Annotated in this window: 14 protein-coding genes and 1 pseudogene; 4 read left to right on the plus strand and 11 right to left on the minus strand. The window is 61.9% G+C overall.

Translation table 11 applies throughout. From position 1 onward, the window contains the following. Positions 1 to 3 precede the first annotated feature (3 nt). Both FHX03_RS13560 and FHX03_RS13565 read left to right on the plus strand, forming a co-directional pair. The gene (locus tag FHX03_RS13560) at positions 4 to 1,533 is read left to right on the plus strand and encodes an FGGY-family carbohydrate kinase (RefSeq protein WP_183854073.1); all 1,530 of its coding nucleotides are present in this window, start codon (positions 4 to 6) and stop codon (positions 1,531 to 1,533) included. A gap of 2 nt (positions 1,534 to 1,535) precedes the next feature. Next, entirely contained in the window at positions 1,536 to 3,155 is a 1,620-nt protein-coding gene (locus tag FHX03_RS13565; protein WP_210298568.1) for a GMC family oxidoreductase, read from the plus strand. 159 nt (positions 3,156 to 3,314) lie between these two features. Here FHX03_RS13565 and FHX03_RS13570 read toward each other — a convergent pair whose 3' ends face one another. Continuing rightward, entirely contained in the window at positions 3,315 to 3,518 is a 204-nt protein-coding gene (locus FHX03_RS13570) for a cold-shock protein (protein ID WP_003572688.1), read from the minus strand. 411 nt (positions 3,519 to 3,929) lie between these two features. Here FHX03_RS13570 and FHX03_RS13575 point away from each other — a divergent pair, with 411 nt between their 5' ends. After that, positions 3,930 to 5,042 carry a hypothetical protein gene (locus FHX03_RS13575; protein ID WP_183854077.1) on the plus strand — a complete coding sequence of 371 codons (1,113 nt, stop codon included), beginning with the start codon at positions 3,930 to 3,932 and terminating at the stop codon, positions 5,040 to 5,042. A 123-nt stretch (positions 5,043 to 5,165) separates the two neighbouring features. Here FHX03_RS13575 and FHX03_RS34435 read toward each other — a convergent pair. Then, a pseudogene (locus FHX03_RS34435) lies at positions 5,166 to 5,333 on the minus strand (AAA family ATPase); the annotation flags it as partial. Positions 5,334 to 5,526: 193 nt separating this feature from the next. On the opposite strand from FHX03_RS34435, the gene FHX03_RS13585 reads away from it, so the two are divergent. Beyond that, positions 5,527 to 6,369 (plus strand): alpha/beta fold hydrolase, encoded by an 843-nt coding sequence (locus FHX03_RS13585; protein ID WP_183854079.1) that lies wholly within the window; start codon positions 5,527 to 5,529, stop codon positions 6,367 to 6,369. A gap of 32 nt (positions 6,370 to 6,401) precedes the next feature. On the opposite strand, the gene FHX03_RS13590 is transcribed toward FHX03_RS13585, so the two are convergent. From FHX03_RS13590 to FHX03_RS13630, 9 genes are read right to left on the minus strand one after another with little or no spacing between them, the layout of a single operon-like run. Beyond that, complete coding sequence (locus tag FHX03_RS13590; RefSeq protein WP_097628020.1) at positions 6,402 to 7,145, minus strand: ABC transporter ATP-binding protein; 744 nt, start codon at positions 7,143 to 7,145, stop codon at positions 6,402 to 6,404. After that, complete coding sequence (locus FHX03_RS13595) at positions 7,142 to 7,999, minus strand: ABC transporter ATP-binding protein (protein ID WP_183854081.1); 858 nt, start codon at positions 7,997 to 7,999, stop codon at positions 7,142 to 7,144. Before FHX03_RS13595 ends, FHX03_RS13590 begins: the two co-directional genes overlap by 4 nt. Continuing rightward, positions 7,996 to 8,928 carry an ABC transporter permease gene (locus FHX03_RS13600; protein ID WP_183854083.1) on the minus strand — a complete coding sequence of 311 codons (933 nt, stop codon included), beginning with the start codon at positions 8,926 to 8,928 and terminating at the stop codon, positions 7,996 to 7,998. Before FHX03_RS13600 ends, FHX03_RS13595 begins: the two co-directional genes overlap by 4 nt. 4 nt (positions 8,929 to 8,932) lie before the next feature. Beyond that, positions 8,933 to 10,027: an ABC transporter permease gene (locus tag FHX03_RS13605; protein WP_183854085.1), complete on the minus strand. Its 1,095-nt coding sequence runs from the start codon at positions 10,025 to 10,027 to the stop codon at positions 8,933 to 8,935. Between the two features lie 5 nt (positions 10,028 to 10,032). Further along, complete coding sequence (locus FHX03_RS13610) at positions 10,033 to 11,619, minus strand: ABC transporter substrate-binding protein (RefSeq protein WP_183854087.1); 1,587 nt, start codon at positions 11,617 to 11,619, stop codon at positions 10,033 to 10,035. A 44-nt stretch (positions 11,620 to 11,663) separates the two neighbouring features. Further along, positions 11,664 to 12,617 (minus strand): dihydrodipicolinate synthase family protein, encoded by a 954-nt coding sequence (locus FHX03_RS13615; RefSeq protein ID WP_183854089.1) that lies wholly within the window; start codon positions 12,615 to 12,617, stop codon positions 11,664 to 11,666. A 19-nt stretch (positions 12,618 to 12,636) separates the two neighbouring features. Further along, the gene (locus FHX03_RS13620; RefSeq protein ID WP_183854091.1) at positions 12,637 to 13,524 is read right to left on the minus strand and encodes an SMP-30/gluconolactonase/LRE family protein; all 888 of its coding nucleotides are present in this window, start codon (positions 13,522 to 13,524) and stop codon (positions 12,637 to 12,639) included. Then, positions 13,521 to 14,351: an NAD-dependent epimerase/dehydratase family protein gene (locus FHX03_RS13625; protein WP_183854093.1), complete on the minus strand. Its 831-nt coding sequence runs from the start codon at positions 14,349 to 14,351 to the stop codon at positions 13,521 to 13,523. Before FHX03_RS13625 ends, FHX03_RS13620 begins: the two co-directional genes overlap by 4 nt. 21 nt (positions 14,352 to 14,372) lie before the next feature. Next, entirely contained in the window at positions 14,373 to 15,086 is a 714-nt protein-coding gene (locus tag FHX03_RS13630; protein ID WP_097628012.1) for a FadR/GntR family transcriptional regulator, read from the minus strand. Between the last annotated feature and the right edge of the window lie 56 nt (positions 15,087 to 15,142).

The following is a 15,142-nucleotide window of genomic DNA, read 5'->3' on the forward strand; positions in this document are numbered from 1 at the left end:
TGCATGGGAGACTATCTTTTGGGGCTCGACGCCGGAAATACCGTCATCAAGGCGGTAATTTTCGATCGGCACGGCAACGAGATCGCGGCTGCCTCCGAAGAGGGGCACAGCCGCATGCCGAGCCCGGGGCATGTCGAGCGGGGGTTGGACGAATTATGGGCGAATGCACGGCAGGTCATCCGCGCCTGCATCGAAAAGGCAAGGATCCAGCCGGAGGAAATCGCCGCGATCGGTTGCGCCGGGCATGGCAACGGTCTCTATGCGCTTGATCGCGACGGCGCTCCACTCATCGGCATCCAGTCGCTCGACACGCGGGCGGCCGGCCTGGTCGATGAATGGCGAGAAGCCGGCATTGGTGACCGGACCTATCCGATTGCCCGCCAGCGTCCGTGGCCATCCCAGACGCCGACATTGCTTGCCTGGCTGAAGCGTCACCGGCCTGATCTGTTCAACCGCATCGGCACTGTGTTTTTCTCCAAGGATTTCGTCGTCAACCGCCTGACCGGCCAGCGTGTCAGCGAGGTATCCGATATGTCGGGGGCCGGTCTGCTGGATCTTGCGGCGCGCCGCTACGACAAGGCACTGATGGAAGCCTATGGACTGGGCGATTGCATGGACTTGTTGCCACCGCTAATCGAAAGCGCCGACATTGCCGGTACGGTGACCGAGGAGGTGGCGACCCAAACCGGGCTCGCCGCCGGTACGCCCGTGATCGGCGGGCTGTTCGACGTCGTCGCCTCGGCGCTCGGCTCGGGCGTTTCGCGCACCGGCAGCGCCTCGATCATCGCCGGCACATGGAGCATCAACCAGGTCGTTATAGACAGTCCCGACCTCGACGGGCCGGTCTTCATGTCCTCGACATTCGATCGCAGCCGCTACATGGCGATGGAGAACAGTGCCACCTCGGCTGCCAATCTCGAATGGCTGGTGCGGGAGTTGTTCGAAGGCGACCATGCGCAAGGCGTTTCGTCCTTCGACGCCTGCTGCGCGCTGGCCGGAGCGATCACGCCCGCGGCAGACGACCCGCTCTATCATCCCTATCTCTATGGCGCCCAGCAGGACGGCCACGCGCGCGCCGGCTTCTACGGTCTTGCCGGTTGGCACACCAAGGGGCATCTCGTTCGCGCGCTTCTCGAAGGTGTCGCCTTCGGGCATCGCCAGCACATCGAGACGATCCGAAAGGCCGGCGCGGTATTCAACGAAGCCGTGCTGTCCGGCGGCGGCTCGCGCAGCCTGATCTGGCCGCAGATCTTTGCCGATGTGCTAGGCGTTCCGGTCAGCGTTGCCCGCTCGCGTGAAACCGGTGCATTAGGAGCGGCGATTGCGGCCGGAACCGGCGTCGGTGTCTTCGCGGACTTCGGCGCTGGTGCTGCGGCAATGGTCCGGACCGAGCGGCATTATCGCCCGGATGTCTCGCTTGAGGCGCATTATGCACGGCGTTACGCTCTCTATCAGGATATCGCCGGAGCGATGGCACCGCTCTGGCGGCGTCTGACGGCGGTCCCGCCGGGTGCAGCGGGGGCGGCGGCGTGAATATGCGTGTGGATGATGCAGCCATTGATGCGGGACGCTACGATTTCATCATCGTCGGCGCAGGATCGGCGGGATGCGTTCTGGCCAACCGGTTGTCGGCCGATCCGAAAACCCGTGTCCTGCTGCTCGAAGCCGGCGGCAGCGACCGCTATCATTGGGTGCATGTGCCGATCGGCTATCTCTACTGCATGGGCAATCCACGCACCGATTGGATGATGAGGACGGCGGCGGAGGCCGGACTGAACGGCCGATCACTGCCTTATCCGCGAGGAAAAGTGCTGGGAGGCTGCTCGTCGATCAACGGCATGATCTACGTGCGTGGCCAGGCGGCCGATTACGACGGCTGGCGGCAGGCGGGTAATTCCGGCTGGGGCTGGGACGACGTGCTGCCCTATTTCCTCAAATCCGAGGACAACTATCGTGGCCAGTCGCGGATGCACGGGGCAGGCGGCGAATGGCGGGTGGAAAAGCAGCGGCTTTCCTGGCCGATCCTCGATGCCTTTCGCGATGCAGCTGAAGAACTCGGTATCCCGAAGACCGACGATTTCAACAATGGCGACAATGAAGGCTCAGGCTATTTCGAGGTCAACCAGCGCGGCGGCCTGCGCTGGAACACGACGAAGGCCTTTCTGCGCCCGGCGATGAAGCGGCTCAATCTGCGTGTGCTGACCGGCGCCGAAACCGAGCGGCTGGAATTCGACGGCAGAATGGTGACCGGCGTGCGGTTCCGGCTGAACGGGCAGAATCATCTGGCTCGCGCCGGTCGCGAGGTCATCCTGTCTGCCGGTGCGATCAATTCGCCGAAAATCCTGGAGCTTTCCGGGGTCGGTCGCCCGGATGTGTTGTCCGCCGCCGGGCTTGATGTCACCCATGAACTTCCGGGTGTCGGCGAAAACCTGCAGGACCATCTGCAAATCCGTACGGTCTTCCGCATCGAGGGCGCAAAGACGCTGAACCAGCTCTATCACAACCTGTTCACCCGGGCGGGCATGGGGCTTGAATATATGCTGCGCCGGTCCGGGCCGTTGTCGATGGCGCCGAGCCAGCTCGGTATCTTTGCCAAGAGCGATCCGGCAGTTGCGACCGCCGATCTCGAATATCACGTGCAGCCCTTGAGCACCGACCGGCTCGGCGAGCCGCTGCACAAATATCCGGCGGTCACCGTCTCCGTCTGCAATCTGCGGCCGGAAAGCCGAGGCACCGTGCATGTCGGCGGCCCGGATTTTACCGTGGCGCCGGACATCCGCCCGAATTATCTTTCGACCGTTGGCGACCGGATCGTGGCAACGAAATCGATTCGGCATGCGCGCCGGCTGATGGAGGCCGGCGCCATCGCTAGGTACCGGCCGCAGGAGATGCTGCCGGGCAGGCAATACCAGAGTGACGAGGATCTGATTCGCCGCGCCGGCGATATCGCCACAACGATCTTCCATCCGGTCGGCACCTGTAAAATGGGCAGCGACACGATGGCGGTGGTTGATTCGCAATTGCGGGTGCATGGGCTGGCGAAGCTGCGGGTCGTCGATGCCTCGATCATGCCGACCATCATCTCGGGCAACACCAATTCGCCGGTGATCATGATTGCTGAGAAGGCGGCCGAAAGCATTTTATCGGAGGCGTAGATAGCGCCTCGCGTCGGCCTGACGTGGATGCGTGAAGCATTCCTGCCGTCCCGGTACCCCAAAACGACACGCACAGACCTCGATTACCGTCGTCGCGGCCTATGGCGTTGCGACGAGCCCAACCCGCTCAACGCGGGTTGGGTAATCTTCGACTTTGAATCAGAGGGTTGAGACGTTCTCAGCCTTCGATTTTCCGGTCTTGCGATCCTGTCCGACGTCGAAGCTGACCTTGTCGCCTTCGCGTAGCGACCCGCCGCGCTGCAGAGCAGACACGTGCACGAACACGTCCTGTCCGCCATCCTCGGGGGTGATAAAGCCGAAGCCCTTGTCGTCATTGAAGAATTTAACCGTACCTGTCGGCATGAGATAACTATTCCTTGTGTCATTCGTCGATTTGCGAAAGCGAAACTATACCGCCGCCGCTCCTCTATCAACCTTCATACCGGTGACGCAACTTTAAAGGCGAAGAGGCAACAGTTTTGGCGAGGTCAATCCGGCTCTCGGCAAACCGATCGCCTGACGATCGCTCGGTTTTCATCGTCTCGATGCTGCGTCCGGAGGCATCAGTGAAATATGTATCTCGTGTCGCTCGCGTTATCGACAGGACCAACGCGGGATTGCCGCCTGCGCGTGTAGAAAAGCATTGCCGATCGCCCGCAACAGGTTGTAGATCGGTATCACACAATGGGATTGTGCAAGCCGGTCTGGATGACGCCAACTCCGCTCGTTGGTCATCGGCCGCTTTGAAGCTTTACCGGCGCGCTGCGCTGTCACATGAGGGGTCCGACGCCGTTGTCTTCGCTTGTTCTCCCCAGCCGCCCGCTCTCACTGGCGCGCAACGTCATCTCCACGCCGAACGCTTACTTCTGGTCAACGCCCATTATCCTGGCATTGGCCGTCTTTCTCTTCGTCTCGGAAGCACCCGGTGTGATCCGCGATTTCCAGATCAGCCAGAACCCCTTGGTGCTTGAGAACGGTGACGTGCAAAACGGGAAATGCACGACACGCAAGGCAGTCTTCACCGACTGCGAGGCACACCTTGTCTACAGCTACGGCGGACGAAACTACGACACCGAGGTCGAGGTCATGTTCGTCGATTTCCATACCGGCGATTATGAAACCGATCTTGTGATTTCCGCCGACCATCCGGAACTCGCGACAATGAGCCTGGGTCTGGACATGCTCTGGAACAGGATCATCACGCTCACGCTGTTCGTGGTCCTGCTTGGCGGCATGAGCCTGGGCATGATTTTTCTTGGTATCCGCATTTGGCGGGTCAAGGGTCAATTGCGCCGGCCTGCCAGGCTGATCCCCGTCCCCGTCGAGATCAGTGCATTTGACCGCAAGCGCGGGGTCCTTTCCATCACCTACAATGACAAGATCGCCGCCGACAAAACGGGACGATCGGCTTACACGCGGATGAAGAGCGGACAGGAGCCGCTGATCGTCGGTGAAGCCAATGGCAAGGCGATCGGAATGGCCGTCAGGCACGGCAATACGGCCCTGCCGGTGCTTCTGGACAATCGTCTGCAGCGGGTCGAGCTCACGGATGCCGAGCGCGCCGCGGCTCTCGCACCTCTGGGGCATCAGCAAGACGGCGATCAGGCTGCGCCGGTGTTGATCGAAGAACCCAAAAAGACGGTGTCGATGTTGAGGCGGCTGCAGCTTTTCTTCGGCACTTTGCTTCTGATCGTCGTCGGTGTGGTCGGCTTCTGGCTTTGGTACGTCACGAGCTCGCCGACGCAATTCCAATCGCCTGGCATGGACATCAACAACCTCATGCCGGCGCCGTTGAACGAGTGGGGATGCGAGCAGCTGAAGAAGCGGTTTGGCCAAGATCGTGCGCCGTTTGGTTGCACCGCCGCTGATTACACGAGCTGGAAATAGCCGCGCCCTATCGTTTGATCGGAACGCCTGGAGGCCGACCCGGCCTAAAATCATCCTGTTCTACATTAAGGACTTAGAGCATGATGTCGTCCGAAAACCGCTCACACTTTTCGGCATCATGCTTGACAGTCGGTCGACGACCTCCTCGACCAGCCGGCTCTTGCCGCCGCCTGCTTCCGCTCCGAGGAGAATGGAGTGTTGCCGACCGCCGGAGACGTCCCGGAACGCGGATTCCATCGCATCGAGTTCTGCTGTACGGCCTGAGAACAAGGACTTTTGAGGGATGTCGATACAAAGTCCTCCGATAGGTGAAGTTTAAGATTAGCAGAGATGGAGACGTAGTCATCCCATGTGTGTTTTGAACCCGCCCTAGGCAAAATGCCTGATGCGGCACACCTGCCTTAGCCCCATCATGGGTTATGGCTGCTGATATCAGGACCCAAGCCTTCGCCGCTTCACCCGATACACGTATAGGACGCTCCAAGTGACTGAACGCAATATCAAGTTTGATGACGTCGAGATCGCCACACAGGCCTTTGGCGACCCGGCGCATGAGCCGATCCTGTTGATTATGGGCGCGATGGCGTCGATGCTGTGGTGGCCGGACGGGTTCTGCCAGAAGCTCGCCGCTCTAAAATATTATGTCATTCGCTATGACAATCGAGACACTGGCCGTTCGACGATCTACGAGCCGGGGGAACCGCCTTACACCATGGACGACATGGCTGCGGACGCCGTCAGGGTACTGGATGGCTACGGCATTGACCGCGTCAATCTGATCGGCATGTCACTGGGCGGCACGATTGCCCAGATCGCAGCGCTCTCCTATCCCGAACGCGTCAAGACGCTGACGCTGATGTCCACCACGCCAATAGGCATTGATACTAGCGGGCTGCCGCATACCACTGACGCCTACATGGCGCACGCCGCGACGGGTGACGCCATCGACTGGACAGACAATGCCCAGGTGATCGAATTTCTTGTCAGAGACACCCGGATGATCGCCGGGGTGGCGCACACCTATGACGAAGGGCGGGCGCGCGCCTTTGTCGAACGGGATGTCAGGCGGGCGAAGAACTTCGTCAGTGCCACAAATCATTTCATGTTGAGGGGCGGGCAGGCCTTGAAAGGAAAATTGGCGGAACTGGCCGCGTCCCTCCTCGTCATACACGGAACGGCCGACCCGATTTATCCGGTTGAGCACGGCGAACTGCTGGCAAGAACCGTCCGGGGCGCGAAGCTTGTCCGCCTCGAAGGTGGCGGCCACGAAATTCATCCCAACGATTGGGAAGAGATCATTTTCGCCATCGACGCCCACTTGCGGTGACCCGCGAAGCGGCAGGGCGTACCGATCGACGGCTACACCCTCCCGTACATCCGGCTCGCCCGCAGCAAGCGTTGCGAATAGGGATGTTCGACGGCGCCTCGGCGCAGGGCCTCGATATCGACCTGTTCGACGATCTCGCCGGCTTCCATGATGGCGACGCGGCTGCACATATGGGAGACGACGGCGAGATCGTGGCTGACAAGGAGGTAGGTGAGGCCGCGCTCGGCGCGCAGATCCTGCAGCAGATTGAGGATCTCGGCCTGGACAGAGACATCGAGCGCCGATGTCGGTTCGTCGAGAAGCAGGACGTCAGGGTTCAGCATCAGGGCGCGGGCGATCGCCACACGCTGGCGCTGCCCGCCGGAAAGCTGATGCGGAAATCGGTAGCTCAGCGCCGGATCGAGGCCGACCGATCTGAGTACCGCGTTGACGTCGACGGAATTCGTCTCCAGCCCCTGGTTGCGCAGCGGTTCTTTCAGTTGCGAGCGGATGGTCTTGCGGGGATGGAGCGATCCGTAGGGGTCCTGAAACACCATCTGCACCCGGCGATAGAACGGCCGGCTGCGCTGCCGGTCCAGCGTCTCGCCCTGGAGTTCGATGTTGCCATCATAATTGGCGTTGAGGCCGGAGAGGGCCCGGAGAACCGTGGACTTGCCGCAGCCGGACTCGCCGACCAGGCCGAACGCCGTCCCCCTCTCGACCGTGAGGTTCACATCTCTGACAACGGGCCGCTGGCCGTGTCCGAAACGGATAGTAAGGTTGTCGATCCGGATCATGGCCGCACCTCCATTGCGAGGTCGTCAAGCCAAGTCGGGTCGCGTTTCAGGATGCGCAGCCGGGCAGGAGGATTCTCGATCGTCGGCAAGGATGCCAGCAGCCCCTGCGTATAAGGGTGTTTCGCCTTGTCGAGATCGCGCGCCTCCAGCACCTCCACGACACGGCCGGCATACATGATGAGGACGCGGTCGCAGAAATTGCGGATCAGATTGAGGTCGTGGCTGATGAAGATCAGGCCGAGATTGCGGCGTGAGACGAGTTCGTCGAGCAGCGCCAGGATTTCGAGCCTGACCGTGACGTCGAGCGCCGAGGTCGGCTCGTCGGCGATCAGCACTTCGGGTTCGGCGATCAGCATCATGGCGATCATCACGCGCTGGCCCATCCCGCCTGATATTTCGTGCGGATAAAGACGGGCGACGCGCTCGGGATCGCGGATTTGGACGGCTTCGAGCATGTCGAGCGCCTGTTGATAGGTCTGCTTCGCGCCCGCCTTCGGATGATGGAAACGGTAGGTCTCGGCGATCTGTTCGCCGATGCGCATGACCGGATTGAGCGAATATTTCGGGTCCTGCAGGATCAGCCCGATCCGCCGCCCCCGGATCGTCATCATCTTTCGTTCGTCGGCCTTGAGGAGGTCGACGTCGCGAAAGGCCATCCGCTCGGCGCGGACGATCGCGGTCGGCGGCAGCAGCTTCATGATCGCCCGGCCGACGGTGGATTTTCCCGATCCGGATTCGCCGACGATGCCGAGTTTTTCCTGCCCGAGCGCAAAGCTCACGCCGCGCACCGCGCGCATGTGGCCGCCGCCATAGGCGATTTCGAGGTTTTGAATGTCGATGAGCGGCTCTGTCATTCCGAACCTCTCGGGTCGAGCACGTCGCGCAGCGCATCGCCGACGAGATTGAAGGCGAGGCTGACGAGTGCGATGGCGATGCCGGGCGCGGCGATCACCCAAGGGCTATCGAGCATGAACTCACGACCGCTGGCGGCCATCGAGCCCCATTCCGGCCAGGGCGGTTGCGCGCCGAGGCCGAGGAAGCCAAGACCGGCGGCAGTGATGATGATGCCGGCCATATTGAGGGTGACGCGGACGATCACCGAGGGAATGCACATCGGCAGGATGTGGCGGGTGATGATCGCAAGCGATGTCGCGCCCTGCAGGCGCACGGCGGCGATATAATCGGCTTTGCGCAGGCTGAGCGTTTCGGCGCGCGCCAGCCGCGCGATCGGCGGCCAGGCCGTCAGCGAAATGGCGATGATCGCATTGGTGATCCCGGGGCCGAGGGCGGCGGCAAAACCGAGCGCCAGCACCAGTCCGGGGAAGGAGAGGAAGATATCGGTGATGCGCATCAGGATCTCATCGACAATGCCGCCGAAATAGCCGGAGACCGTGCCGATCAGCAGGCCGAGCGGTGCGACGATGATCGTCACCAGCATGATGATGTAAAGCGTGGTGCGGGCGCCGTAGATCACCCGCGCAAAGACGTCGCGGCCGAAATTGTCGGTGCCGAGAAGACGGGCGGCCGAGGGCGGCGCGAGTCGCCCGGCCATATCCTGCACGATCGGATCGTAGCTGGTGAGCAAGGGGGCGGCCGTCGCCACGACGATCAGCAGCACGATGATGAAGAGGCCGGCCAGCCCAAGCGGGTGCAGGCTGAATTTCAGCCAGCCCTGATGGATTTGCTGCGCCGACGACTGGAACCAGCCCTGAGGCTCATCTGCCCGCAACCAACTGCGAAAGCCGAGGGTGTGGGCGTCTGCGTCTTCTGAGGAGATCGTCATGGCGTCACCGTGTTCTCGGATCAAGGATGCGGTAGAGCACATCCGACAGGATGTTGATCGTCAGGAAGACGGCGCCGATCGTCAGAACCGAACCCATGACGACGTTCATATCGTTCATCTGTAGCCCGCGGGTGAGATACTGGCCGAGCCCCGGCCAGCCGAAAACCGTCTCGATCAGCACCGCGCCTTCGAGCAGCCCGCCGAAGGTCAGTGCCAGGATCGTCAGCAGCTGCACGCGGATGTTCCGGAAGGCGTGCCGCCAGACGACCTTGCGGGTGCCGAGCCCCTTGGCCCGGGCGGTGATGATGTATTCCTGGCTCAACTGCTCCAGCATGAAGCTTCGCGACATGCGGCTGATATAGGCGACGGAGTAATAACCGAGGATCGCCGCCGGCAGGATGATGTGGCCAAGCGCGTTGTAAAACACGTCCCATTGCTGCTGTATCGCTGCGTCTATCAGCAGAAAGCCCGTCATGGGGGTGACGAGGCCCTCATAGAAGACGTCGATGCGGCCCGATGCGCCGACCAGCTTGAGCTTGGCGTAGAAAAGGAAGAGCGCCATCAGCCCGGTCCAGAAGATCGGGATGGAGTGGCCGGCAAGCGCAACGATCCGGGCGATGTGATCGATGATGGTTCCGCGCCTGACGGCAGCCGTGACGCCCAAGGGAATGCCGATAATGGCGCCGATGATCATGGCGATGATCGCAAGCTCGATGGTGGCGGGAAAGATCGTCATCAGATCGGTGAGGATCGGCTGGCCCGTGGTCGCCGACGTGCCGAGATTGCCTGTGGCGATCTTTCCGACATAGGAGAGGAACTGCATCCAGATCGGCTGTCCGAGCCCCAGCTCGTTATAAACCCGATCATAGACCTCCTTGCTGACCTCCGGCCCGGTGATAGCAAGCACCGGGTCGGCAGGCAGCAGGCGCCCCATCGAAAAGGTCAGGAAAAGCAGACCGAGCAGCGTGGTCACAACAGCCACCACGCGTCCCGCCAGGCGCCGCAGCAAGCTCATCAACGGGTGCGGGGCCGCATCGGCGAACCCGCCCGCTTGAGAGCGACGGCCTTCCTGCTTCGATGTCAGATCGGCGCTCGCCACGCGCTCTACTCCTTGGTCACGTCATGCCAGCGCGTCGACCACGTCGTGTGCCCGCGATAATTCTTGACGTTGGCGCGCATCACGTAAGGGTCGGTTCGCTGGAAGAAGATGACGAGCGGAGCGGCCATGCCGGCATAGATGCCGTCCATCTTCTTGAACATATCCGTGCGCTTGGCCGTATCGCGCTCTTTCATCGACTGATCGATGAGGGTGTTGAGATCGTCCACCTTCATACCTGTGCGCCAGAGATAATAGCTGCCGAGGCGCGCTTCGTCGCTATTGTCAGGGTTGAAGGCATATTGTGTGGCGACGGCGAAGGGATCCGGCAGGCGGGCGCCGGAATTGCCGAGCAGCACTTCGAACTTGCGCTCGCGGAAGGCGGGCGTGAACTCGCCGGGCACCAGATCGAGATCGAGGCCGGCAGCCCGCGCGCTCGCCTGCAGCGCTTCGGCGAAGGGCAAGGTCGCTGCCCCCGACGGATTGAGCACTTTCTTCAAGCCGTTCGGATATCCGGCCTCCGCCAGCAGCTGCTTGGCTTTAGCGGGATCGTAATCATAGCGGGCGGCAGCCTCATCGGGCGCGCCGATCATGCCGCGCGGGATCATCGACTGCCAGGGAAAGCCCGTATAGCGCATGATGTTGCCGGAGATCGCCTTCCAGTCGAAGGCGTGCTGGAAGGCCTCGCGAACCTTCGGCTTCTGCAGATCCGGGTCTTTCTGATTGAGGGCGATATAATAGAAGCCAAGACCCGGGACATTGTCGATGACCATATCCTTGTTGGTGGACAGCGCATCGAGATCGCCGCTTGCCACATACTGGCCGACATCGACGTCGCCGGCTTCGAGCTGCAGCCTGAGGTTGCCGGATTCCGGGATGTGGCGGGCGACGACGCGGGCCATGGCGGGCTTGCCGCCCCAGTATTTCGGCTGCGCATTGAAGATCGCCACGTCGTTCGGCCGCCATTGCGCCAGGCTGAACGGACCGCTGCCGGCGGAATTGGCCGAAAGCCAGGCGCCGCCGAAATCGCCATTCGCCTCATGCGACAGCACCGTCTTCTTGTCGACGATGCCGATCGACGAGCCGGCCAGCGAATAGAGCACCAGATCGGTATTCACCGACTGCGGCAGTTCGATCTCGAGCGTATGCTCGTCCTTTGCCCGAACGAGTTTTTCGACGTTATCGGGCTTGAAGCCCCAGAGCGCCACGTCAGTCGAGCCGACCTGGCCCATCTTGATGACGCGCTGGATCGACCAGGCCGCATCCTCGGCGGTCACCTTGTTGCCGCTCTGGAAGACGGCGTCGTCGCGCAGGGTGAGCGTGATGATCTTGCCGTCGTCTGAGACGCTCCATTGCGTCGCAAGCATCGGCTTCAGCGTCTTGAGATCGTCCGGCGACAGCTGCACCAGATTGTCGTAGAGGTTCGAGATCAGCTCGGAAACGGTGCGGGCATTGTTCTGGGCCGGATCGAGCGTGCGGATGCCGGTGAGATTGGTGCCTATGACCAGCATATTGGGCGGCGAGGCAGCCCAGGCAGGCTGCGTCGTTATCAGGGCGCCGGTAATTGCGATCGTTGTCAGTAGCTGTTTCAGCATCTCTAGACCTCCCAATCCTGTTGTTTGCAGAAATAATGTCGAACTCAGCCGGCCGCCTTGGCAGGCTGCTGCCGGTCCGGATCAGTTTGAATGCTGCCCTCGGCCTCCCAGCCTCGTAGCAGCCGATGAAGTTCCTCGCGATCATGCTGGTCGAGCAGCGGCAACCCCGGCACGCGCACGGGGCCGACATTGAGGCCGGAATAGGTGACCGCCTCTTTCACGACGGTCACATTGGCGCCGTTGCGGAATTTGGTTCGCATCCGCTCGAACGGCTCGAGCTTGTTGACGATCGCCCGTGCCGCGGCAAAGTCGCCTTTTTCGAGCGCGGCGTGGACGGCAAGCGAAAGCTGCGGCGCAACGTTGACGAGGCCCGACGTGAAGCCGCGCGCGCCGGCGGCGGTGAATGTCGGCGCCCAGCTCTCCGCCAGGCCGCAGACGAACAGGGCACCATCGGGATCGGCCGCCGGAATCGCGCGCGACAAGAGCATCAGATCGGTCGTGGCAAACTTGATGCCGGCGATATTGCCGTGGTTGGCGAGGCGGACGATATCGTCGACACCAAAACCCTCGGCCCTGACATAGGCGACGAGCGGCAGAGTGGACGCATCGGCAAGATTGCAGAAATAGCCAATCTGGGCCGAAGGTGCTGCGAAAGGATCGACGGGCTGATGCGACATGACGGCGGTTGCGCCGATCGCCGACGCATCCCTCGCCATGCCGATCGCCTCGCGCAGCGACCGGCCGATCGCCGCCGTCACCGGCGCGCGGCCGTCGACGCCTGATACCGCCGCTTCGTGGACGATCCGGATTTCCTGCGGCGTCAGCGCGTAGAATTCCCCGGTATTGCCGGCAGCGACGATGTTGTGAATGCCCGCGGTCGCCACCCGCGCATAGACCTTGGCCGTAATCCGCGGTTCGACTTCGCCTTTGCTGTCATAGGCCGTGACGGGAACACCCGAAACGCCCGTGAGCGCCTTGCGCATGATCGCGATGCTCATTTTTCTTCCCCGTTCGCTTTCAAGATAATTGGTTGCCGAAGCGGAAGGGCGGCAGCCCTTCTGCATCCACGTCGAAGGCGATGACCGTGCCCGCCTCGAAACGTCCGGTGCGGTCCGTCGACAGGCTGGTGACGAAGAGGGTGCTGAGATCAGGTCCCCCGAAACACGGCATGGTCGGTGCCGGGACCGGCAGAATGTAGATCTCGACGATTTCACCTTCGCTCGATATGCGGTTGAGGCGGCCGGCGGAGACGCCGGCGCTCCAGTAAAACCCGTCGCGATCAGTCGTCGCCCCGTCCGGCCGCCCCTCATCTTCTGTGAAGCTGCGAAGGCGACGTCCTTCACCGAGACTGCTCGTCTCGGCATCGAAGTCGAATGCTTGCAGGAAACATTGCCGGCTGTCGGAGTGATACATCCGCCGGCCGTCCGGCGACCAGGCGAGGCCATTGGAGCTCGTCAGTCTCGTTGCAACCGTCCGCGTGCTGCCATCGGCGCCGACGCGGTAAAGAGCGGCCTCTTCGATCTGCGGCTTGGCTTCGCTGATCGAGCCGACCCAGAAATGCCCGTCCGGACCGACCTTTCCATCATTGAGTCGGCCGATCATCTCGCGCCCGACCGGGTCGCATAGAAATTCGATATCGCGGGAGGCCGGATCGAAGAGATGGACGCCCGTCTGGAGGCCGACGACAATCCTATGATCGCGGCAAAGCCCCAGGCTGCCGACCGCCGCTGGCATGTCGAAGCGGTCGATCTTTCCCGAAGCCGAGAGCCGCACGACGGCCGGAGCCAGAATGTCGACGAACCACAGCGTGCCGGTCTCGTCGTCCCATACCGGCGATTCACCGACCGTCAGCGGTTGCTCGATCACGGAACGGACTTGCGGGTGGATGATCCGAGGCGCCGTCATTCGGCCGCCTCCAGGCTTTTTGCCAAACCTTCGGCGTTACGCATGCGGATGGTGCCATCGTGGTTGATTTCACAGAATCCGCCACCCTGGAACGCAAGCGCGACAGGCCCTTCGGCTCCCTGTTCGATGCGGGCGTGATCGCGCGGCCGGTCTTCCGGTTGATAGCCGAGCCTCCTCGCCAGATCGTTGTCCCACCATTTCTCGTCGGTATCGGAAACACCGTAAACCACCGTCGCGGCGATCAACGGATGAGTGAGCCCGATCCGCACCAACTGCGCCAGATCCCGCGCGCTGATCCAGATCGCAATCGATCGCTCGCTGTTGGGGTAGGTCCCGGCATTGCCGATGCGAATGGAAAGGGAGCGAATGCCTGACGTGTCGTAGTAAAGCCCGGCCACCAGTTCGCCCCAGCATTTGGAAAGTCCGTAGGGGCTGTCGGGACGCATCGGATCGAGCGGCGATATGATTTCGCCGCGGGGATAGAAGCCGGTCGCATGGTTGCTGGAGGCGTAGACCACCCGCTCGACCTTGTTGATCCGGGCAGCTTCGTAGAGATTGTAGGTTCCAAGCACATTCGCGTGCAGAATGGCGTTCATGTCGGTGCCGCTGGCGATACCCGCGAGATGAACGACGCCGTTGATATCCTTCAGCGCAGCCTTAGTCTCGTCGAGCTTTGTAAGGTCGGCCCTGACGAAGGTCTCGTTGTCGCCAAGCCCGGTGGGCTGCTGCAGATCGATCAGGCTGACGTGCCCGAAATGTGCGCGGAGGAGCGGGCGCAGCAGCGTTCCGACTCGTCCGGCAGCCCCCGTCATAGCGATCCGTTTCATCGTTCTTCCTCCCATTCTCGCTCAAACGCCCTGGAACATGCGGGCGCGAGCATTCAATATGTGTTTCTTCATCGCATCGTGCGCTTCGGTTTCCCGGCGTGCGAAGATCGCCTCCACGATCACCGCATGCTCGTCCTGGACGCTGCGGATCTGCTCCAGCGTGCGCTTCAGGCTCAGGCTTCGTGTAACGGAATGCCCGATGGCGAAATGCGGCCTGAACCATTCGCGCACGGTGATATGGAACTGGTTGCCGGTCGCCATGGCGATGGCATCATGCAGAACCTGATCCTCCTCGGCGCCGAGCTCTCCGTTGCGCAGGCATTGCTCGATCGAAAGAAGCGCTGCCGTTATCCTCTCCTTGTCGGCGGGCTGCCAGTTTCGCGCGGCGAGCTCCGCCGCCTCGGCTTCGAGGCCTGCGCGGAATTCGAAAAACCGCTGGACATCGGCGAGCGATCCGACCGGCACCATTTTCAGCATCGACGAATCCGGTCTTTGCCGGACATAGGAGCCGGAGCCCTTGCGGGAAACGACCAGGCCATCAGCTCTCAAGCGCTCGAGTGCCTCGCGCACGACGGGCCTCGAAGCGCCGAAATCGGCGGCGAGCTTCGTCTCCGACGGCAACCGTTCGTTCACCGGAAAATTGCCGTCGGCGATCATCCCCACGATCTTCTCGTAGATGATGTCGCTGAAGCGCGTCGCGCCTCGGTTCGGAACGGCGTCGGCCGCGAATGTCATTATCGTCCTTTTCTCTGAACGTCAGGCAGTTGTCCGCCAACGACATTTCAATGCGA

The organism is Rhizobium sp. BK456, assembly GCF_014194045.1.
Taxonomy (GTDB): Bacteria; Pseudomonadota; Alphaproteobacteria; order Rhizobiales; family Rhizobiaceae; genus Rhizobium; species Rhizobium redzepovicii.